The following is a 19,322-nucleotide window of genomic DNA, read 5'->3' as shown; positions in this document are numbered from 1 at the left end:
GCGGCGGTTGCGCCCGCGCCCGCGATGGGAAGCGCCGCCGCCCGAAGGCAGCGCATGACGCGCTTATTGTCGGAACTGCGTGAGCTTGTCGAACGTCGCTTCGTTGAAAGCGTCTTCGCACCAGATCCTCGCGGTCTCGGCGCGAACAGTGTCCCAGCCGCCGTAACGCATGTTGTCGAGGAATTTCGCGCTCAGTTCGTCTTTGGAGAGCGGCTCGTGTGCGCCGCCGCGCATGTGCGGTTGATGAAGTTCATGCACGCTGCCGTCAAAAAGCGTCGCACACAGGTGCCCGGTGAAGTTCGTCGGATACGCGTTGTCCGGGTCGATCCGATAGCGGATCTTCGCCGCGAGCGAGAGCACGGCGGCATCGCGAATACGTGCTTCCGTGAACTGACCAAATCCCGCTTTGCCGTCGAAGAAGCCGACGGCCATGCAGAACGGCGTGCTGAACTTCGCGGCGTACGCCGTGGGAGGCCGATGTTTTACCGCGAGATCTTCCCACAGCCGATGCACGGTGCCTTCGCCCACGTCGCAAACGATCTCGCGAATCTGCTCGGCCCGCACTCCGCGCTCGGCGAGGGCGATTGCGCAGTCGATGTAAGGCTGCGTCATGGTCCCGCAGGCATAGGGCTTGAACGCGATCGTCTCCATGATCCAAGTCTTACCGAGCGTGTCGAGCACGGGCGCGAAGTCGGGCGCGCGCGAAGGGGCGAACGCCTTGAAGAAGCCGTGCTTGCCTTCGAGCACGGTGCGCGGGCCATCGAAGCCGCCCCGGGCCATCCGCGCGGCGCGAATGCCGGATTGCGCCGCCCAGCCCGCGTGCATGCGCTTGGTGGACGTGCCTTCTGCGAGGTATTCGATGATGCCCGACGCCATGCTGCCCGCAATGCCGAGCGCCGAAGTGGCCGTGTGCGCGTCGAGCCGCAGCGCCGCCGATACGCCGGCCGCCGCGGCGAGCGCACCGATCACGGCGGTCGGATGAAAGCCCGCCGAGTGGATTGCGCGCGGCGCCACGAGGCTCAGCCGGCACATCAACTCGGCGCCGACCGCGATGCCCCGCAGCAGCGCGTCGCCGCCCAGTCCTTCGCGTTCGCATGCCGCGAGCACGGCGGGCACGACCACCGCGCCCGAATGCACGGGGCCGCCTTCGAACGTGTCGTCGTAATCCTCGCCGTGCGCGGCCGTGCCGTTGACGAGCGCCGCGTCGTAAGCATTGAAGCTGCCGACATGGCCGAGCGCCGTGCAGGCACCGCCATGATCGGTAGCGCTCAGCGTGGCGCGGATGTAGGGCTCGCCACGCCCGGCGATACACAAGCCCATTACGTCGAGCAGCAAACGGCGCGCTGTCTCGACGGCCGCGGGCGGTAGGGCGGGGGCCTCTATCGAGGCGATCCATCGGCCAATTTGATTAGCAGTACTGATTATTTCTGGGGGACGACTCGTGTTCATCAGCTATCTCACTCCGGTAGGCGTCTACGAAGAAAACGGCCCGCTACGCCGCGATGCGGCCAACGGGCGGCGTTGTGCGCGACGCGCGTTGCGCCGGCGCGTGATTCAGCGGGGCTGCCCTGAACTGTCGGGCGTGGTGTTGGCGAGCGCGGCGGGCGGCTCGACCGCCTCGTGCCCCCTACCAGCCGTGCGTGCGCGGTGATAACCGGCCTCGATATGCTCGCGCATCGTGCGCGCGACCGCTTCGGGGTCGCGCGCGGCGAGCGCTTCGAGAATCTTGCGGTGCTCGTCGTGCGAAGCGTGCGAGCTGCCCGCGAGCGAAAAGCCGCGCCGGCGCAGCAAATGCATGCGGTTGATGACCTGACGATAGAGCGCGAGCATCGTCGCGTTGCCAGCCAGTTCGACGAGCCGGTCGTGAAAGGCGATGTTCAGCGAGAAGTAGTCGTTGAGCTCGCCTTCCTTCGAGCTTGCCTCGAGTCTATCGAGCATGCCGCGCAACTCGTCGAGTTCTTCGTCTGTGATGACGGGAGCCAGGCGCCGGCCCGCCATTTCGTCGAGGCCCGCCCGCACTTCATAGAGTTCGGCGGCTTCCGCCTCGGAAATCTCGCGGATATAGACGCCTCGGTTCTTCTCGAGCCAGACGAGTCCCGCTTCCTCCAGCGCGCGAAACGCTTCGCGAACAGGGCTGCGGCTGATCTTGAGGTGCTCCGCGAGGTCCATTTCGTTCAGCTTCATCCCGGCTTGAAGCTCGCCTGCTTTGATGCGGCGCAGGATTTCCTCCTGGACGAGGCCCGACAAGGTGACGGAGCGGAGCAGTTCAAGCGAGTTGGCAGCGCGTTGCATGGCGGTCGGGTCAGTGAGGGAGGCGATGAAAAGAATTTTACACGAGCGCTTGCGTATTGAGTATTGTCGACAATATACTTCCTCGCAGGGCAGAACGCAAGGCAAGGGTCATCGCGAGTCGCGAAATCTTGCGTATTGTCGACAATATTCATAATACGGTTCGCTTCATGGAGACAATCAATGCAGTGTCGTATTCGCAGTGAAGGAGCGCGATGAAAGCTACGCTTTTTCGAGGTGCGCCGGGCCGCGTCTTCATGCTCCTTTGCCTGATGTACTTCATCGAGTACATCGATCGCGTGAATCTCTCGATTGCCGCGCCGGTGTTGAAACGGACATTGCATCTGAGCAATACCGAACTTGGCGTTGCGTTGTCCGCGTTCGGCTACTGTTATGCGACATTCCAAATCATCAACGGCTACCTCGGCGACCGCATCGGGCCGCGGCGCATGCTGGCGATATCGGGGTTGCTCTGGGCGATCGGCTCCATCGCAACCGGCGTCGTCGGTGGTCTAGGTTCGCTGGTGTTTGCGCGGATGTGCGTGGGGCTGGGCGAGGCAGGCACGATCCCCAACGCCACGCGAGCCATGGCCAATTGGGTACCGGGCGGGCAGCGCGGCTTCGCGCAGGGCTTCACGCATTCGTCGGCGCGCGCGGCCGCCGCGATCACACCGCCCCTCGTCGTCGCGATGATTCCGCTGCTGGGCTGGCGCGGGACGTTCATTACGCTGGGCTGCGTAAGCCTCGGGTGGGTCGCCGCCTGGTGGCTCTATTTCCGTGACGATCCGCGCACGCACAAAGGCGTGACGCCTGAGCAGATCGCCACGCTGCTGCGCTACGCGGGGCCGCGCCATCGCACGGGGGTGCCGTGGTGGCCGCTCGTGCGCCGCATCATGCCCGTGACGCTCGTGTTCTTCTGCCATGCGTGGACGCTCTGGCTCTATCTGAGTTGGCTGCCGAGCTTCTTCGTCGGTCAGTACGGCATCGATTTGAAGCATTCGGCGCTGTTCACGTCGGGCGTGTTTCTCGCGGGCGTGATCGGCGATGCGGCGGGAGGCGTGCTGACCGACGCGATCTATCGCCGTACCGGCAATCTGAATCGCGCGCGTCGCAATGTGATCATTTGCGGCTTTTTCGGTTCGCTCCTGTTCCTCTCCGGCGTGTTCTTCATCAAGAACCCGACGATCATCTCGCTATGCCTCGCCGCCGCGCTGTTCTGCCTCGAATCGACCGAAGGGCCGATCTGGGCCGTGCCGATGGATATCGCACCGGCCTTCGCAGGCGTCGCGAGCGGTTTCGTGAGCACGGCAGCGGGGCTCGCCGCCATCGTCTCGCCGCTCGCGTTCGGCATCGTCACCGACCTGACCGGCAGCTATCGTCTGCCGTTCATGATATCGATCGGCCTCCTGCTGATCGGCATCGGGCTTGCGTTCTGGATCCGGCCCGACCGGCCGCTCGACGTTAGCCGAGACACCTCCGCTCGCACTGACACCCTAGGGGCACACTCATGAATTCAGGATCGCTCGAACGCGTCGCCGTCGTTACCGGTGCGGCGCGCAACATCGGACGAGCCATCGCGCTCGAACTGGCTGGCGCCGGCACCACGGTCGTCGTGAACGCTCGAAGTTCCTTCGACGAGGCCGCCGGCGTCGTCCACGAGATCGAGGCCGCGGGTGGCCGCGCCGCGGTCGAGCTTGCCGACGTGAGCACGCCCGAGGGGGCGCAGGCGCTGATGGACGCCGCGGTGCGCCGCTTTGGCCGCATCGATCTGCTCGTGAACAACGCCGCGCTGCGGCGCGAGGTGTCGTTCGACGAACTCGATTGGACACAGTGGCGCGAAGTCATGGCCGTCATTCTCGATGGCGCTTATCTCTGCGCGCATGCGGCGTTGCCGCATTTGCGCGCGGCCGGTGCGGGCGCGATCGTCAACATCGGCGGCATGTCGGCGCACGCGGGATCGAGCGGGCGGGCGCACGTGATTGCCGCGAAGGCCGGACTCGTGGGCCTCACGCGCGCGCTCGCGTGCGATCTCGCGCCCGATGGCATCACCGTGAATTGCGTCGTGCCCGGCCTCATCGACACGCAGCGCGGCGGGGCGGCCGGCACTCGCGAGCCGGCGCACCACGCGCATCGCACGACGCTGCTCGGCCGGCGCGGCCAGCCCGAAGAGGTGGCTGCGCTCGTGGGTTTCCTCTGCAGTGACAAGGCGCGCTACATGACGGGCCAGGTCATTCACGCGAACGGGGGCGCCTTCCTAGGTTGACGCTCGCGCGGCGGCTCGCTCGATAGCCATAGCCAATTGCATACGGACGCTGCGGTCTTCATTTGTTTAGTTGTCCTAATCAATAGAAGTTGAATCCATTCGTCAACTCATAACGGAGACATCGATGAAAAAAGCACTGTGGACATTGCCCGCGTTGGGCCTGATAGCGGGGTCGGCTTATGCGCAGAGCAGCGTAACGCTGTACGGCATCGTCGACGAAGGCGTCATGATCAACACCAACGCGAAGAACACGGTCAACGGGCACAACGTCGGCGGCAGGCAGTTCTCTATCGATTCGAACGCGGGCACGCAAGGCAGCCGCTGGGGGATCAAGGGCGACGAGGACCTCGGAGGCGGTCTTTCTACGATCTTCCGGCTCGAATCGGGATTCAACGTGAGCACGGGCCAGTTCGGCCAGGGCGGCACCGCGTTCGGACGCCAGGCCTACGTGGGACTCGCGAGCCGCCAGTTCGGAACCGTCACGCTCGGACGCCAGTACGACAGCATCAACGATTACGTGGGCCTATACGGTTTCGCGGCGGCTTATGGCGGTTCGACGACCGAGCATCCCGGCGATCTCGACAACGTCAATCACACGTACCGCACGAACAGCACCATCAAGTACGCGAGCGTGAATCTAAGCGGACTGACGTTCGGCGGCACCGTTACGCTTGGCGGCGTGCCTGGTCAAATCTCTCAGAGCAGCGGCTATTCGCTGGGCGCGAATTATGCGCGAGGGCCGCTCGGCGTCGGCGCGGCGTATGAGTTCTTCAAGAATCCTGCGGCGACGGGTGCGATTCTCAATAGCAATGCCTCCGCCGCGACGTTCGGCTCCTTGAATTCGGGCTACCTCGGCACCGATCCGGCAAACTCGCTGCAGATCTTCACCGTGGGCGGCAACTACAAGATCGGCGCGGCGGTGCTGGGTGCCGTGTATTCGAATACGCGCTATCAGAACATCGGCGCATTCGACGGCGCGACCGCGGTATTCAACAGCTATGAGGTCAACGCGCTCTACCAGTTCACGACCGCGCTTTCGGCCGGTATCGAATACAACTATACGAAGGGCAACGCCGTGCGAGGCGAGCTTGGCGATCAGCGCTACAACCAAGTATCGATGCTGTTCGACTATGCGCTTTCGAAGCGCACCGACGTTTATCTGCTCGGCACGGTTCAGAGCGCGAGCGGCACGAGTTCGACCGGCGCGCAGGCGGTGGCCGACATCGGGGGGATTGGCGATTCGTCGAACAACCATCAGGCCGTCGTGCGCATCGCGATCCACCACAAGTTCTGATTGGCATTCGGTCGAAGGAGAACCGTCGGGCATTCTTCTTTGTGCCGGGCTAGTGAATGTCTTTTATCGCCGTCGTCAGCCGAGGAATGGGTCTTCGGCGCGGCGGCATCTGTCTAGAGGATCGACCCAATGAGTTCCATCGCCGCAGCGTTCGCGCACGGCCTGCAAACCCTGGCGAGCCGGCCACTGCCTCCGGAGGTTGCCGACGAGGCCCGACGCTCCCTCATCAACGTGATCGGTACGTCGATCGGGGCATCGCGACATCCAGGCGTCGAGGCCATTCTTGCGGCCGCGCGTGAGATCGGCGTAGAGCCGGCCGCGCCGGTGCCGGGGCGCAGCGAGCGCATCGACGTGCATTTCTCCGCGCTTGCCACGGGCTTCGCCGGTCATCTCGACGATTTCGACGACACGCACCTTGCCACCGTGATTCATCCCGCGGCGTCGGTGTTCGCCGTGCTGACCGCACTCGCGCCCGCTACCCGGCCCAACGGCGCGCAGGCGCTCACGGCTTTTGCGCTCGGCTGCGAGGCGCAGTTGCGCGTTGGCGTGTCGATTTCGCCCGAGCATTACGAGCGCGGCTGGCACATCACGGGCACGTGCGGCGTGATCGGCTGCGCCGTAACGGCCGCGCTGCTGCTCGGACTGGACGGCGATGGCCTCGCGCGTGCAGCAAGCATTGCCGCGTCGATGTTCGTCGGCCAGCGTGAAGCGTTCGGTACGATGACCAAGCCCTATCACCCAGGCAAAGCGGCGGCCAACGGCATCGCCGCCGCACGGCTCGCGCAACAGGGGCAGTTAGCCGAGGAGGACATCTTCGAGGCGCCGGGCGGCTATTCGCACGCGCTCTCGACGAAGGTCGACTTCGAGCGCATGAACGGCCAGATGGGCGAGCGCTGGGAGCTCCTTTCGAATACCTATAAGCCGTATCCCTGCGGGATCGTCGCGCATCCGGCCATCGATGCCGGGCTGGCGCTTTCGACGAGGATCGCCGACGCCCGCGAGATCGCGTCGATCACGCTGCGGTGCCATCCCCTCGTGCCGGAGCTGATGGGCAATCCGCAGCCGACCGACGGCTTGCAGGCGCGTTTCAGCGCGATTCACGGGGTAGCAGCGGCGCTGTGCGATCGCCGCGTGGGGCTCGCGCAGTACGACGATGCACGCGTCGTGCAGCAAGACGTGACGGCGCTACGCGCGAAAACGAAGCTCGTGCCGGACGCGTCGGTCAATCGCGACGAGGTGTTCATCGAAGCTCGGCTCAAGGACGGCAGCGTGGTCGCCCATCACGTCGAACACGCGCGCGGCAGTCTTGCGCGTCCGCTCACGAGCGACGAGCTGCGCGAAAAAATCGAGCTGCTGATCGATCCGATTCTCGGTAGCGGCGCCACGCAGCGCATTGCCGATGCGGTTCGCGATCTGACGTCGTTGCCTACGCTCGGCCCGTTCTTCGAACTTTGTCTTCCCATCAAGGAACAGGATCATGCATAACGCCGCAGTTCATTCCGCCGTGTCCGAGGCATTGGTGATGCTCGCGCTCGCGCCGCTGCCGGGGGAAGGGCAGCGCGCCGTCGAGGCGGCGCGCCGCGCGTTGCGCGAGGCGCGTGAAGCGCGTCAAGCGGGAGAGGCCGCCGATCGGCTGCAAACGCAAAAGGGGGCCCCGGGCGATCTGCGCGTGCGCGCGTGGACGCTCGGCGCGCAGTTCGCCACGCACGCGGCGCCTTCGCTCGCGATGCCGGTGCTCGCCGCGGCGCTTGCCGCGGGCGAGCGCTTCGGCGCGTCCGACGAGGAGATCGCCGAGGCCGTCGCGATCGGCACCGAAGCATCGACACGCGTGCTTGCGGCGCTCGACAGCGATGAATATCGCGCGCGCTGGAACGTGGTTTCATCGATCGGCGTGTTAGGTGCGACGCTGGCCGTGGCTCGGCTGGTCAAGCTCGATGGCGTGCGGACGCAGCATGCGCTCGGTGTCGCGGCGGTGCAGTCGGCTGGGCTTGCGTGCAATGCCGGCAAGGCGATGGAGGTCATCGAAATCGGCAAAGCGGCTGCCGATGCGATCGAGTCGGCGCTGATCGCGAAGCATGGCTTCACGAGCGCGGTGGCTTCGATCGACGGTCGTCGCGGTCTCGCGGCGCTGATGGCGTACCGCTTCGACGCCGCGCAGATCGTCAGCCAGCCCGGTGCCGGGTGGATGACGGCGGGGTAAGACCGGCGGGACCGGCGACGTTCGTGCGCGCGTGAGGGCGGGTGAGCGCGTGAGGGCCGAACGCCGCTTAGTCCTGCAATCCGCGCGTGTTGCGATAGACGCACTGGCTCGATTCGACGAAGCGCACGCGGTACTCGACGGGCTTGTCCTTGAACGTGTAGGCGGTGCGCTCGATGCGCAGCACGGGCGTGCCCACGGACACGTCGAGCGCGCTCGCTACCGCTTCGTCGGCTATCGCGCCGCCCAAGTCTTCTACCACGCGCACGACGGAGACGCCGAAATGCTCCTGATAAAAGCCGTAGATCGAGCCATGACGCGCGGCGAAGGTTTCGGCGCTGAGGCTTGGGAAAACATCGAGCGGAATCCACAGATGATCGAGCATCACGGGCATGCCGTCGCGTAGGCGCAGATTCTCGGCGCTGACGAGCCGCGCGCCGCGCTCGAGCTTCAGGATCGACGCCAGCGCGGGCGTTGCGCGCTCCTTGCGAAAGCGCAGCAGTTGGGCGGTGACATGGACAGCCTGGCCATCGCGATCGACGAAGTTGAAGTACTGATCGAATGCGTGTTCGTCGGCGAATTTCGCGACGATCGTGCCGCGCCCCGCGCGCCGGATCAACAGCCGCTCGGCCACCAGTTCCTCGACCGCCCGCCTGATGGTTCCGATGCCGACCCCGAACGCCTCGGCCAACTGCGGCTCGGTGGGGATTTTGTCCCCGGCCACCCATTCGCCTGTGCGCAGCCGCTCGAGGATGCCTGCGCGGACAATTTCGTAGAGCGGCTGTTCGCCTGAGTTGCGAATTCCTTGCATGGGTTCAGCGGGAGAGGGCTTGAGTCGATGGATGCGCAGCGGGCCGGTGCGCGCGTAAATGTCCGAAGGATACAGGATTGATGATTCCCTGCGATATTCGAAGTGCTTCATTCGATGGTTGCGTAGGGCAGGCCCACGTAGTTTTCCGCAATCGTCTTTAGGCCCGCCTCGGAAGTCGTGAAATAGTCTCGCTCCGTTTCTTGCATACGCCGGCTAAATGCATCGTTATCCGGAAACTCGTGCAGCAGCGACGTCATGAACCACGAGAAGCGTTCGGCCTTCCAGACCCGGCTCAGCGCCGCGTCCGAATAGCGCCCGAGTAGATCGGTCCGGCCTTCGCGATACACCTTGCATAGGATTCTATAGAGCGTGTTGACGTCGCTGGCCGCGAGGTTGAGTCCTTTCGCGCCGGTGGGGGGAACGATGTGGGCGGCGTCGCCCACGAGGAACATGCGCCCGTACTGCATGGGTTCGACAACGAAGCTGCGCAGCGGTGCGATGCTCTTCTCGAGCGACGGCCCGGTTTCGAGGCGATCGCCGAGATGATCGGGCAGGCGACGCTCGAGCGCTTGCCAGAAGCGATCGTCGCTCCATGCCTCGACTTGTTCGGTTAGCGGAACTTGGAGGTAATAGCGGCTCCGTGTATTGGAGCGCTGGCTGCACAGCGCGAAGCCGTCGGGATGATGGGCGTAGATCAATTCATGATTGATCGGGCGAGTATCGGACAGTATGCCGAGCCAACCGAACGGATAGACGCGTTCGTAGGCCTTCAGCACATGGGCGGGAATGGTCTTGCGCGCAACGCCATGAAACCCATCGCAGCCGGCGATGTAATCGCATTCGATTCGGTGGCGCTTCCCGTCCGTCGTATAGGTGACGCTCGGTGTTTCGCTATCGACGTCATGAAGTTCGACCTGATCGACTTGATAGAGGCTCGTTGCCCCCGATTGCTCGCGCGCATGCATCAGGTCGCGCGTGACTTCGGTCTGTCCGTAGACCATGACCGTTTTGCCGCCGGTGAGCGCCTTGAGATCGATGCGCACGCGTCGGCCGTGGAAGGCGAGTTCCACCCCTTCGTGCACGAGTCCTTCGCGGTCCATGCGCGCGCCCACTTGGGCTTCGCGTAGAAGGTCGACCGTACCCTGCTCGAGCACGCCGGCACGAATGCGCCTGAGCACGTATTCAGGGGTCTGGCGTTCGAGAATGACGTTGTCGATGCCCGCGAGCGTCAATAACTGTCCCAGCAGCAGGCCAGACGGCCCCGCTCCTATGATGGCGACCGATGTTTTCATGCTGTGCTCCTCCGTCTCTGCCTGCGCGCAAGCCTCGCTTGGCGCGGCTGGATTGATATGTAGGCGTACTGGTATTTTTCTGCTTGGAACGCCGGCGAGGAAGGCATGAATCGGTGTTAAATTTGGACTTTTGAAAAATAATGAGGAGACGCGATGAAGCGTGCCGCTGCCGGGCGAGAGCATGGCGTGCCTGTGTTCAAGCTCTACGGAGAACGCACCGCGTGGCCCACGCCGGACCTTCTTCACTGCGAGTCGATTCCAGAGCGCAGCCATCTGCATGACTGGGAAATCTCATTGCATCGCCATATGGACCTGGGCCAGTTGCTCTACGTCCAAGGGGGGCGCGCCATCCTCGATGTCGAAGGTGAGATTCGTGAGATCGAGGAGCCGTCGATCCAAGTCGTTCCGCCGATGAGCGTGCATGGATTTCGCTTCAGCCACGACATCGCCGGCTACGTGGTGACGCTGGCCATGCCGCTGTTCGACTGGTTGCAGGACAGTCTCGCCGATGCCGCGCCTTCGCTGCTGCAGGCGGGGTGCTATCCGGTTGGCGAGGACAAGGCGTGGGTCGATCTTCTGTGTGAACGCATCAACCACGAATATGCGGTTCCGGCGCCGGGCCGCGATTTTCTGCTGCGCTCGCTGATCGGCGCGTTGGCAAGCTGGGTCGGGCGCCGGCAGCTCGAGCGGCGTGCAAAGCAATGGCGCCCGGAGCGCGGGCAATTACATGTGGCGGCGTTCAGCCGGCTCGTCGAGCAGCACTATCGCGAGCACTGGGCCGTGGTCGAGTATGCCCAAGCGCTTGCGATTACGAGTGCGCAACTCAACAACGTGAGCCGCCGCTTCCTCGGGCAGAGTGCGCTCGAGCACCTGCACCAACGGCTGTTGCTCGAGGCAAAGCGCAACCTCGTGTATACGACGATGACGGTTGCGCAGATCTCCGATTTGCTTGGATTTTCCGAAGTCGCGTATTTCTCGCGTTTCTTCCGCCGCCTCGAAGGCGTGAGCCCGCGCGAATTCAGGCAGCGGCAGTCGCATTACGCGCGCGACGCCGTTTGATCGACGTTGCGTTGCCGTGAGATTTGATGCGATGCCTCGATCAGCCGCTCACATTCAATCACTCACATCGCCTCGCGCACCGCTCGCAGAAACTGCTGGGTGCGCTCGTGCTGCGGTGACGAGAAGAACTGCGCAGGCGGTGCCTGTTCGATGATCTTGCCCTGCGAAAAGAAGCAGACGCGATCGGCGAATTCTTTCGCGAATCCCATTTGATGCGTCACCATCAGCATCGTCAAATCGTGCTCCTCGCCGAGGCGCCGAATCACGTTCAGTACTTCGCCGCATAGCTCGGGGTCGAGTGCCGACGTGACTTCATCGAACAGCATGACCTTGGGACGCATCGCGAGTGCACGCGCGATCGCAACGCGTTGCTGCTGGCCGCCCGACAATTGCGATGGGTAGTGGTCGCACTTTTCCGCTAGTCCGACCATGGACAGCAGTTCCCGCCCGCGTTCGATGGCCTCGCGTCGCGACATGCCGAGCGTATGGATCGGCGCCTCGATCGTGTTCTGCAGTGCGCTCATGTGCGGAAACAGGTTGAAGCTCTGGAACACCATGCCGATCTTGCTGCGCACGCGGCGTATATGGCGGTCGTTCGCCGGGACGAGCTTGCCGTTGCGCAGCATATGCGTGAGCGGTTCGCCGTCCACCTCGATCGAGCCGTCCGAGACGGGATCGAGCGTCATGAGCACGCGCAATAGCGTCGACTTGCCGGAGCCGCTTGGTCCGATGATCGCCACCTTCTCGTTGGCGGCGACGTTAAGGTCGAGACCGTCGAGCACAGTGAGCGCGCCGTAACGCTTGGTGACGCCGGCGAAGCGGACCATCGGCCGTTCGCCATACGGGTCGGTGGCCGTGTCCGGCGCCGGATGAAGGTCGCGTTTCATCTGCTGCTCCTGAAGTCCTGCTTGTGTAAGCTGCCCCATGTTCATACTCCCGCGGCTGGGCGTCACGAATCGCTCAGGGCAGACGCACGCGCCGTTCGAGATGGCGCACGCCGGCCGCGAAGGTCAGGCTGATGACGAGGAAGAACGCGCCCGTCATCGTGATCGGCTCCAGGTACCGGAACGTTTCGGAGCCGATGTCCTTTGCCTGCTGCATCAGCTCGACCACCGTGATGGCGGACAGTACCGGCGTGTCCTTGAACATCGCGACGAGATAGTTGCCGAGCGCTGGGATGACCTGCCTGATCGCCTGCGGCAAGATCACGCCGACGTACGTGCGCCGGCGCGACAGCGACAGCGCGCACGCCGCTTCCCACTGCCCGCGCGCCACGCAATTGAGGCCGGCGCGGTAGACCTCCGATACGTAGCACGCGTAGTGCACCGCGATGCCGATCGTCCCGGCCGTGAGGGCGCTGACGTTCAGGCCGTACAACGGGCCGACGTAGAAGATCACGTACACCTGGATCAAGAGCGGCGTGCTGCGGATGAACTCGACCACGAAGCCGACCGTGCGCGCAATCGATGCGATCGGGCTGCGGCGCAGCAGAGCGAGCGCGAGCCCGAGCACGAGTGCGATCGCGAAGCCGACCAGCGTGATCCCGATCGTATAGAGGCTGGCACGAGCGAGCGCCGGCAGGATGTGCACGGCGTAATAAATATCGAAGAAGGTATTCACCGTGCAGTCCCCCGGGCGGTGCCGTGGCTGAAGCGAAGCTCGACGCGGCGCATCAGCGCAACGAGGCATTGCGCCAGCACGAAGTAGATGATGAGCGTCAGTGCGAAAATTTTCGCGGTCTCGAGCGTTGCTTCATCGAGCTGCCGCGCACGGAACGTCAGATCGGACAGCGTGATCAGCGAGACGAGCGACGTGCCCTTGATGAGCTCGATCATGAGATTGGTTGCGGGCGGCAGCGCATTGATCATCGCCTGGGGCAGGATGATCCGGCGCATGCGCATCGCCGGCGACATGTTGAGCGCGAGCGCTGCCTCGTACTGGCCATGCGGAACGGAGCGCAGTGCGCCACGCAGGATCTCCGATCCGTACGCGCCGTAGTGCAGCCCGAGCCCGACGATCGCGACGGTGAACGGCGTGAGCGCGAGATTGAACGGCGGAAGCGGCAGAACGAAGAAAAACCAGAAGAGCTGCACGAGCAGCGACGTGCCGCGGAACACCTCGACGTACCCATTGCCGAGCCAGCGGACGACGCGCCATGGGGCGGCGCGCAGCACGTTGGCCAAGCAGGCCATGAAGACGGCGAGCACGATCGCGCAGGCGGCGATTTCGACCGTCACGACGGCGCCTTTCGCGAGCAGGGGAATCAATTGGTCCAGATCATGCATGACGGTTCCTGGCAAGAGAGCGTCGAGGGCATCGAAGCCGATTCCCCGCGCCGCGGGCGCGGGTCCCGATTTACTGGCGGCAGAGCTCGGCCGCGGTCTTGTCGGTCAGATTGGACTTGTCGAAGCCGAACGGGGCAACCGTTTTCAAATGATCCGGCGTACCGAGCCAAGCGTGCAACTGCTTGTCGACGGCGTCGCGCAGGTCGGTGTCGCTCTTGCGAAAGGCGAGCGCCCCGTAGCCCATATGCTTCGGATCGTCGACGAACTTGTCGACGACGGCCACCTGTCCCGGCATTTTCGCCGCGAGATCCTTCATCGTCAGCGCCGTGCCGATCGCCGCGTCCGCCCGGTGAGAGCGCACGGCCTGAAGCTGCGCGGTGGTATCGGGAACCTGAAGGATCTGTCCATCCTTGATGCCTGCTGCGCGTGCATAGCCGAGTTCGACGGTGCCGGCCATGACCGCGAGCTTCAGGTCGGGTTGCTTGGCGACGTCGGCATAGCTGACGAGGTGTTTCGGGTTGCCGGGCGGCGTCAGCAGCGTGTCGCCGATTTGGTATTGCGGATCGGCAAACGCGACCTGCGTGCAGCGCTGCGGCGTAATGTACATGCCCGCGGCAATCACGTCGAAGCGGCCCGCCTGCAAGCCCGGAATGAGCGAACCCCATTCGGTCAGCACGGCGTCGACCTTCTTCACGCCGAGCTTTGCAAAGATCTTCTTCGCGATTTCGGGCGACTCGCCCGTCACGGTTCCGTCGGGCTGCGTGTACGCGAATGGCTTCTCGTTGGCGTAGCCGATGCGCACGACGCCCGTGCGCTGGATACGCTGCAGTGTGGTTTCCGCGTGAGCGGCCGACGTCAGGCCGATTAGCCCGACGATTGCGCACAGCACACCGAATGTGCCAGTCAGTCTGTTCAGTTTCATGTCGATGCGTTCCCGTTGGTTGACTGATTTACCGCGATCGCCGGTGCCCGCCTGCTGTCGTGATCTAGTGGAAAACCCTTGCAGAACAATATCCTGGCGTATCGCAACACCGGTTGAATGCCAGCATACAAAGCCATATTTTTCTTTTGATTGCTCTAGGACAATTATTTTCCGGACGCGATTGGAGCGACCATTGGCGCACAGCGACGAAAGAGAACGAGCATGATCCAACGAACGAGCAAGGCCTGGCGCGAGGCCGTCGATGCGGTACATGGGGCCGAATCGAAGTACAAGCGTCTCGTCAAGGCGATCGCGGGCGAAATCGAGAGCGCGGTGCTGGTCTCGGGTGCCCGCTTGCCCCCGCAACGCGACGTCGCCGCCGAACTCGGCATCAGCGTGCAGACCGTCACGAATGCGTACAAGGAACTCGAGCGGCAGGGACTGATTCGCTGTGAGGTCGGGCGCGGCAGCTTCGTCGCCGGCCGCATGACGGAGCGCGTGTCCAACTACATCCTCGATACGGCCGAGCGGGAAGTCGTCGATTTTTCGATTGCGCGCATGGTTCACACGTCCGAGCACGACGAGGCGTGGCGCAAAGTTTGCGCCACGCTCGCCACCGTCGAGGACCAACCGTGGATACGCGCGTTTCGGCCGATTGCGGGGTTCGAATACCACCGGCAAGCGGGCGTTGCCTGGCTCGCGTCGCTCAACATGCCGGCGCACGCCGATTCGCTGCTCGTCACCAATGGCGCCGCGCACGGCATCTTTCTCGCACTGGCCTCGCTGGTCGGACCGGGCGACACCGTGCTTTGCGAAAGCCTCACCGATCACGGCGTGATCGGCTCCGCGAACGTGCTCGGCTTCACGCTGAAAGGGCTCGAGATCGATGAGTACGGGATTCGGCCCGAGCATTTCGAGGAGATGTGCGACGGCGAGCGTGTCTCCGCGCTCGTCTGCACCCCGACGCTGAATAACCCAACCGTGTCGGTGATGACCGATGCACGGCGGCGCGCGATCGCCCGTATCGCCGAGCGCTACGGTGTTTACGTGATCGAAGACGACGTTTATGGCGCGCTGCCGGAGAAAACGTACACGCCGATCGCGAGCCTCGTTCCGGAACTCGCGTTCTACTGCACGAGCATGACGAAATCCGTGTTGACCGGCCTGCGTACGGGCTATCTCGCGATGCCGAGACGTCTTGCACTGCGTTGCGAGAGCGTGCTGCGCGTCAGTTCTTGGATGGCGACGACCGCCGTTGCCGAGGTAGCGACGAGATGGATTGCGGACGGCACCGCCCGGCGCCTCGTCGAGTTGCAGCGCACGCGGCTGGCGGCGCGTCATGCGGTGCTTTCGTCGATTCTGGGCAAGTACTTGCTGGGAAGTCATCCGAACGCGGTGTCCGCATGGCTGCGCGTGCCCGATCATTGGCAAGCCGACCGCGTCGTGCGCGAACTGCGCAATCGCCAGATTGCGCTAACGTCGCCGGACCCCTTTCTCGTGCACGGCACCGAGCGGCCGAATGCGGTGCGCCTTTGTCTCGGCGCCGACGTGACGGAAAACACGTTCGAAGCGGCGCTCGGCGTGATCGCCGAGGTCTTCGAGCAATATCCGCACGTTCACGATTTCATTTGATGTCCTAGGACATTCGGGAAGCATTTTCCGCGACATTAGACTTGGCCGCATCGACACTGTGTGCGGTAGCGGTCCATGTCCATTCTGTCTCTTGCGGATGTCTTTCGAGCGCGGCTGCGCCTGGCAGGGCGCGTGGCGCGCACGCCCCTCGTCGAATCGGCATCGCTGTCGCAGCGCGTTGGCGTGCCCGTCTATTTGAAGCTCGAGATCGTCCAGCCCACCGGCAGCTTCAAGGTGCGCGGCGCGACGAACACGCTTGCCGAGATGGCCGCCGAGGGCGTGACGAAAGTCGTCACCGCGTCGACGGGCAATCACGGGCGCGCGATCGCTTATGCCGCGCACGCGCTCGGCATCGAGGCTGTCGTTTGCATGTCCTCGCTGGTGCCGAGGAACAAGGTCGACGCCGTTGCCGCGCTCGGCGCGGGCGTCGTGATCGCGGGCTGCAGCCAGGATGAGGCACAGGTCGAGGCGCAACGACTGGCCGAAGACGAGGGATATGCGTTCGTGCCGCCGTTCGATGACCTACGCGTGATCGCCGGCCAAGCAACCATCGGTCTCGAGATTCTGGAAGAACTTCCTGATGTCGCGACGCTCGTCGTACCGCTCTCGGGCGGGGGACTCTTCAGCGGCATCGCGTTTGCGGCCAAGGCCATCCGTCCGGCACTCTGCGCGATCGGCGTGTCGATGGCGCGCGGTGCCGCGATGCACGCAAGTCTTGCGGCCGGCAAACCGGTCGTCGTCGAAGAGGTCGCGACGCTCGCCGATTCGCTCGGCGGCGGTATCGGGCTCGACAACCGCTACACGTTCGCAATGACGCACGACCTGGCCGACGACATCGTGCTGCTCGACGAGCGCTCGATCGCACGCGGCATCGTGCATACCTATGAGGCGGAACGTCTCGTTGTCGAAGGGGCCGCGGCCGTGGGCATCGCGGCGCTGCTCGACGAGCGCATCCCTGCGCGGAACGGGCCGATTGCCGTCGTGGTGAGCGGCGCCAATATCGATATCGATGCGCATCGTCGCATCGTCTTGGAGAACGCAGATGCCTGACATCACGATCCTCGGCGAAGCGCAGCTACGCTCGCTCGTTCCGCTCGACCTCGACGCCGTCGGACAGATCGAGCGTGCATTTCTCTCGCTCGCGACCGAGCCTGTCGTGATGCCGCCGGTACTCAACCTCGCGCTGCATGGGCGGCACGGCGAGGTCGACGTCAAGACGGCGTATATACCGCGCTTCGACAGTTTTGCCATCAAGGTGAGCCCCGGGTTTTTCGGCAATGCGGCACTCGGGTTGCCGAGTCTGAACGGCCTGATGCTCGTCCTGTCCGCGCACACTGGGCTCACGGAAGCGGTGTTGCTCGACAACGGTTACTTGACTGCCGTACGCACGGCGGCGGCGGGGGCTGTCGCCGCGCGCTGGCTCGCACGTCCCGATGCGCGTCGCGTGGCGATCATCGGCGCGGGCGAACAGGCCCGCTTGCAATTGCAGGCACTGATGCTCGTTCGCCGCGTAGAACACGTGGCGGTGTGGGCACGCGATGCCGAACGGGCGGCTATCTATGCGGCCGACGTCGAGCAGCGATTCGACGTTCGTTGCTCGGTGGCCAGCTCCGTACCCGAGGCGCTCGACCAAGCGGACATCGCCGTCACGACGACACCGAGCCGGGTCCCGCTCATTCACGCGCATGACCTTCACCGCGGACTGCACATCACCGCGATGGGCTCGGACGCCGATTACAAGACCGAGCTCGAGCCATCTGTGTTCGATGCGGTCCGTTACGTCTGCGATCGCTTGCAGCAAGTGCGCACGAGCGGAGAACTCGCGCATGCGATTCGGGCCGGCGTGCTGCCGGCCGACGCGACGTTTCCCGAGCTCGGCGAGATCATCGCCGGCCGGGCGCAAGGCAGAACGGGTCCCGACGACATCACCGCCTGCGACCTCACGGGTACCGGCGCCCAGGATACGGCGATCGCCGTGCTCGCACTCGAGCGTGCGCGCGCGGCGGGCGCGGGGATGATTTTCCACAACGACATGACACGCTGAGAGGACAAGATGTCTGTACAGATGGAGCAGCGGGCGGGTTCGGCCCACCCGGAACCTCGGCTCGCGTTCGAGCGCAGCGAGTACGCCGCGCGGATCCTGAGAACGCGCCGCGCGATGGAGCAGGCCGGTATCGATCTATTGATCGTGTCCGACCCGACGAACATGGCCTGGCTCACGGGTTACGACGGCTGGTCGTTTTACGTGCATCAGTGCGTGCTATTGCCGATGGATGGCGATCCGGTGTGGTTTGGCCGCGGGCAGGACGCGAACGGTGCGAAGCGCACGGTTTTCATGCAACACGACCGCATCGTCGGTTACCCCGATCATTACGTTCAGTCGCCGCTTCGGCATCCGATGGACTTCCTGTCGCAAGAAGTCATCTCGGCCTTCGGCTGGGGGCCGCTGCGCATCGGCGTCGAACTCGACAACTACTACTTCAGCGCGGCGGCATTCCGTTCGCTGCAGCAGCATCTGCCCGGTGCCAAGTGGGTCGATGCGACGGGCCTCGTCAATTGGCAGCGCGCGGTGAAGTCGCCGCGCGAGATCGAATACATGCGCATCGCCGCGAAAATCGTCGAGAAGATGCACGCGCGTATCGTCGACGTGGTCGAGCCCGGAATGAAGAAGAACGATCTCGTGGCCGAGATCTATTCGGCCGGCATTACCGGTGTCGAAGGCTATGGCGGTGACTATCCGGCGATCGTGCCGCTGCTTCCGACGGGCTCGGATGCCGCGGCGCCGCACCTGACCTGGGACGACTCCCCGTTTACCACGAATGCGGGCACGTTCTTCGAGATTGCCGGGTGCTTCAAGCGCTATCACTGCCCGCAATCGCGCACGGTTTATCTCGGTAAGCCGCCAAAGCATTTTATCGATGCGGAGCGGGCGGTCGTCGAAGGCATCGAGGCGGGGCTCGCGGCCGCGAAGCCGGGCAATCACTGCGAGGACATCGCCAACGCATTCTTCGCGGTGCTGCGCAAATCGGGCATCGAGAAGGACAGCCGCTGCGGCTACCCGATCGGCGCGAGCTATCCGCCTGATTGGGGCGAGCGAACCATGAGCCTGCGCCCGGGGGACAAGACCGTCCTCGAACCCGGCATGACCTTCCACTTCATGCCGGGCTTGTGGCTCGACGACTGGGGCCTCGAAATCACGGAGAGCATTCTGATCACGGAAACGGGCGTCGAGACCTTCTGCAACACGCCGCGCAAGCTGTTCGTCAAGGAGTGACGCG

18 protein-coding genes are annotated in these 19,322 nt (G+C 64.2%); 10 read left to right on the top strand and 8 right to left on the bottom strand.

What is annotated here, in order from left to right; translation table 11 throughout:
- Positions 1-63: 63 nt before the first annotated feature.
- Entirely contained in the window at positions 64-1,449 is a 1,386-nt protein-coding gene (locus tag J3485_RS10720; protein WP_206952444.1) for an MmgE/PrpD family protein, read from the bottom strand.
- 105 nt (positions 1,450-1,554) lie between these two features.
- On the bottom strand, positions 1,555-2,292 hold the full coding sequence (locus J3485_RS10715; RefSeq protein WP_206952443.1) for an FCD domain-containing protein: 738 nt from the start codon (positions 2,290-2,292) through the stop codon (positions 1,555-1,557).
- Positions 2,293-2,504: 212 nt separating this feature from the next.
- Between J3485_RS10715 and J3485_RS10710 the strand changes: the two genes are divergently transcribed.
- The 5 genes from J3485_RS10710 to J3485_RS10690 all read left to right on the top strand — a co-directional run bounded on the left by J3485_RS10710 (position 2,505) and on the right by J3485_RS10690 (position 8,046).
- A complete protein-coding gene (locus tag J3485_RS10710; RefSeq protein ID WP_206952442.1) occupies positions 2,505-3,800 on the top strand; it encodes an MFS transporter in 1,296 nt (431 codons plus the stop codon).
- Positions 3,797-4,552: an SDR family NAD(P)-dependent oxidoreductase gene (locus J3485_RS10705; RefSeq protein ID WP_206952441.1), complete on the top strand. Its 756-nt coding sequence runs from the start codon at positions 3,797-3,799 to the stop codon at positions 4,550-4,552. Before J3485_RS10710 ends, J3485_RS10705 begins: the two co-directional genes overlap by 4 nt.
- A gap of 124 nt (positions 4,553-4,676) precedes the next feature.
- Complete coding sequence (locus J3485_RS10700; RefSeq protein ID WP_206952440.1) at positions 4,677-5,846, top strand: porin; 1,170 nt, start codon at positions 4,677-4,679, stop codon at positions 5,844-5,846.
- A 129-nt stretch (positions 5,847-5,975) separates the two neighbouring features.
- Positions 5,976-7,331, top strand: coding sequence for an MmgE/PrpD family protein (locus J3485_RS10695; RefSeq protein WP_206952439.1), 1,356 nt, complete (start codon positions 5,976-5,978; stop codon positions 7,329-7,331).
- Positions 7,324-8,046 (top strand): MmgE/PrpD family protein, encoded by a 723-nt coding sequence (locus J3485_RS10690; protein WP_206952438.1) that lies wholly within the window; start codon positions 7,324-7,326, stop codon positions 8,044-8,046. The genes J3485_RS10695 and J3485_RS10690 overlap by 8 nt, the downstream gene beginning before the upstream one ends.
- Before the next feature lie 67 nt (positions 8,047-8,113).
- Here J3485_RS10690 and J3485_RS10685 read toward each other — a convergent pair whose 3' ends face one another.
- Together J3485_RS10685 and pobA are read right to left on the bottom strand one after the other, a co-directional pair.
- On the bottom strand, positions 8,114-8,965 hold the full coding sequence (locus J3485_RS10685) for a GntR family transcriptional regulator (protein WP_242538545.1): 852 nt from the start codon (positions 8,963-8,965) through the stop codon (positions 8,114-8,116).
- Positions 8,962-10,146, bottom strand: a complete 1,185-nt coding sequence (gene pobA, locus J3485_RS10680; protein WP_206952437.1) for a 4-hydroxybenzoate 3-monooxygenase — start codon at positions 10,144-10,146, stop codon at positions 8,962-8,964. The genes J3485_RS10685 and pobA overlap by 4 nt, the downstream gene beginning before the upstream one ends.
- 153 nt (positions 10,147-10,299) lie before the next feature.
- Here pobA and J3485_RS10675 point away from each other — a divergent pair, with 153 nt between their 5' ends.
- The gene (locus tag J3485_RS10675) at positions 10,300-11,205 is read left to right on the top strand and encodes a helix-turn-helix domain-containing protein (protein ID WP_206952436.1); all 906 of its coding nucleotides are present in this window, start codon (positions 10,300-10,302) and stop codon (positions 11,203-11,205) included.
- Positions 11,206-11,267: 62 nt separating this feature from the next.
- Here the strand turns inward: J3485_RS10675 and ehuA are convergent, their stop codons facing one another.
- The 4 genes from ehuA to ehuB form a co-directional block, all read right to left on the bottom strand.
- Positions 11,268-12,092: an ectoine/hydroxyectoine ABC transporter ATP-binding protein EhuA gene (gene ehuA / locus J3485_RS10670; protein WP_277991600.1), complete on the bottom strand. Its 825-nt coding sequence runs from the start codon at positions 12,090-12,092 to the stop codon at positions 11,268-11,270.
- 73 nt (positions 12,093-12,165) lie between these two features.
- Complete coding sequence (gene ehuD / locus J3485_RS10665; RefSeq protein ID WP_206952435.1) at positions 12,166-12,825, bottom strand: ectoine/hydroxyectoine ABC transporter permease subunit EhuD; 660 nt, start codon at positions 12,823-12,825, stop codon at positions 12,166-12,168.
- Positions 12,822-13,490, bottom strand: coding sequence for an ectoine/hydroxyectoine ABC transporter permease subunit EhuC (gene ehuC, locus J3485_RS10660; protein WP_206952434.1), 669 nt, complete (start codon positions 13,488-13,490; stop codon positions 12,822-12,824). The genes ehuD and ehuC overlap by 4 nt, the downstream gene beginning before the upstream one ends.
- Positions 13,491-13,560: 70 nt before the next feature.
- Positions 13,561-14,412, bottom strand: coding sequence for an ectoine/hydroxyectoine ABC transporter substrate-binding protein EhuB (gene ehuB / locus J3485_RS10655; RefSeq protein WP_206952433.1), 852 nt, complete (start codon positions 14,410-14,412; stop codon positions 13,561-13,563).
- Positions 14,413-14,634: 222 nt separating this feature from the next.
- Between ehuB and ehuR the strand changes: the two genes are divergently transcribed.
- From ehuR to doeA, 4 genes are all read left to right on the top strand, one after another.
- The gene (gene ehuR, locus J3485_RS10650) at positions 14,635-16,044 is read left to right on the top strand and encodes a MocR-like ectoine utilization transcription factor EhuR (RefSeq protein WP_206952432.1); all 1,410 of its coding nucleotides are present in this window, start codon (positions 14,635-14,637) and stop codon (positions 16,042-16,044) included.
- A 75-nt stretch (positions 16,045-16,119) separates the two neighbouring features.
- The gene (eutB, locus tag J3485_RS10645; RefSeq protein WP_206952431.1) at positions 16,120-17,094 is read left to right on the top strand and encodes a hydroxyectoine utilization dehydratase EutB; all 975 of its coding nucleotides are present in this window, start codon (positions 16,120-16,122) and stop codon (positions 17,092-17,094) included.
- Positions 17,087-18,088 carry a cyclodeaminase gene (locus J3485_RS10640; protein WP_206952430.1) on the top strand — a complete coding sequence of 334 codons (1,002 nt, stop codon included), beginning with the start codon at positions 17,087-17,089 and terminating at the stop codon, positions 18,086-18,088. Before eutB ends, J3485_RS10640 begins: the two co-directional genes overlap by 8 nt.
- Positions 18,089-18,097: 9 nt before the next feature.
- Positions 18,098-19,318, top strand: a complete 1,221-nt coding sequence (doeA, locus tag J3485_RS10635) for an ectoine hydrolase DoeA (protein WP_206952429.1) — start codon at positions 18,098-18,100, stop codon at positions 19,316-19,318.
- Positions 19,319-19,322: the final 4 nt, after the last annotated feature.

It is taken from the genome of Trinickia acidisoli, from assembly GCF_017315725.1.
GTDB classification, from domain to species: domain Bacteria; phylum Pseudomonadota; class Gammaproteobacteria; order Burkholderiales; family Burkholderiaceae; genus Trinickia; species Trinickia acidisoli.
This window is presented reverse-complemented; position numbering and strand designations above follow the sequence as displayed.

Bases quoted from the DNA above. Each gene is read 5' to 3' on its own strand.
- J3485_RS10720 (WP_206952444.1), bottom strand. From the start codon at position 1,449: ATGAACACGAGTCGTCCCCCAGAAATAATCAGTACTGCTAATCAAATT.
- J3485_RS10715 (WP_206952443.1), bottom strand. From the start codon at position 2,292: ATGCAACGCGCTGCCAACTCGCTTGAACTGCTCCGCTCCGTCACCTTG.
- J3485_RS10710 (WP_206952442.1), top strand. From the start codon at position 2,505: ATGAAAGCTACGCTTTTTCGAGGTGCGCCGGGCCGCGTCTTCATGCTC.
- J3485_RS10705 (WP_206952441.1), top strand. From the start codon at position 3,797: ATGAATTCAGGATCGCTCGAACGCGTCGCCGTCGTTACCGGTGCGGCG.
- J3485_RS10700 (WP_206952440.1), top strand. From the start codon at position 4,677: ATGAAAAAAGCACTGTGGACATTGCCCGCGTTGGGCCTGATAGCGGGG.
- J3485_RS10695 (WP_206952439.1), top strand. From the start codon at position 5,976: ATGAGTTCCATCGCCGCAGCGTTCGCGCACGGCCTGCAAACCCTGGCG.
- J3485_RS10690 (WP_206952438.1), top strand. From the start codon at position 7,324: ATGCATAACGCCGCAGTTCATTCCGCCGTGTCCGAGGCATTGGTGATG.
- J3485_RS10685 (WP_242538545.1), bottom strand. From the start codon at position 8,965: ATGAAGCACTTCGAATATCGCAGGGAATCATCAATCCTGTATCCTTCG.
- pobA (WP_206952437.1), bottom strand. From the start codon at position 10,146: ATGAAAACATCGGTCGCCATCATAGGAGCGGGGCCGTCTGGCCTGCTG.
- J3485_RS10675 (WP_206952436.1), top strand. From the start codon at position 10,300: ATGAAGCGTGCCGCTGCCGGGCGAGAGCATGGCGTGCCTGTGTTCAAG.
- ehuA (WP_277991600.1), bottom strand. From the start codon at position 12,092: ATGAAACGCGACCTTCATCCGGCGCCGGACACGGCCACCGACCCGTAT.
- ehuC (WP_206952434.1), bottom strand. From the start codon at position 13,490: ATGCATGATCTGGACCAATTGATTCCCCTGCTCGCGAAAGGCGCCGTC.
- ehuB (WP_206952433.1), bottom strand. From the start codon at position 14,412: ATGAAACTGAACAGACTGACTGGCACATTCGGTGTGCTGTGCGCAATC.
- ehuR (WP_206952432.1), top strand. From the start codon at position 14,635: ATGATCCAACGAACGAGCAAGGCCTGGCGCGAGGCCGTCGATGCGGTA.
- eutB (WP_206952431.1), top strand. From the start codon at position 16,120: ATGTCCATTCTGTCTCTTGCGGATGTCTTTCGAGCGCGGCTGCGCCTG.
- J3485_RS10640 (WP_206952430.1), top strand. From the start codon at position 17,087: ATGCCTGACATCACGATCCTCGGCGAAGCGCAGCTACGCTCGCTCGTT.
- doeA (WP_206952429.1), top strand. From the start codon at position 18,098: ATGTCTGTACAGATGGAGCAGCGGGCGGGTTCGGCCCACCCGGAACCT.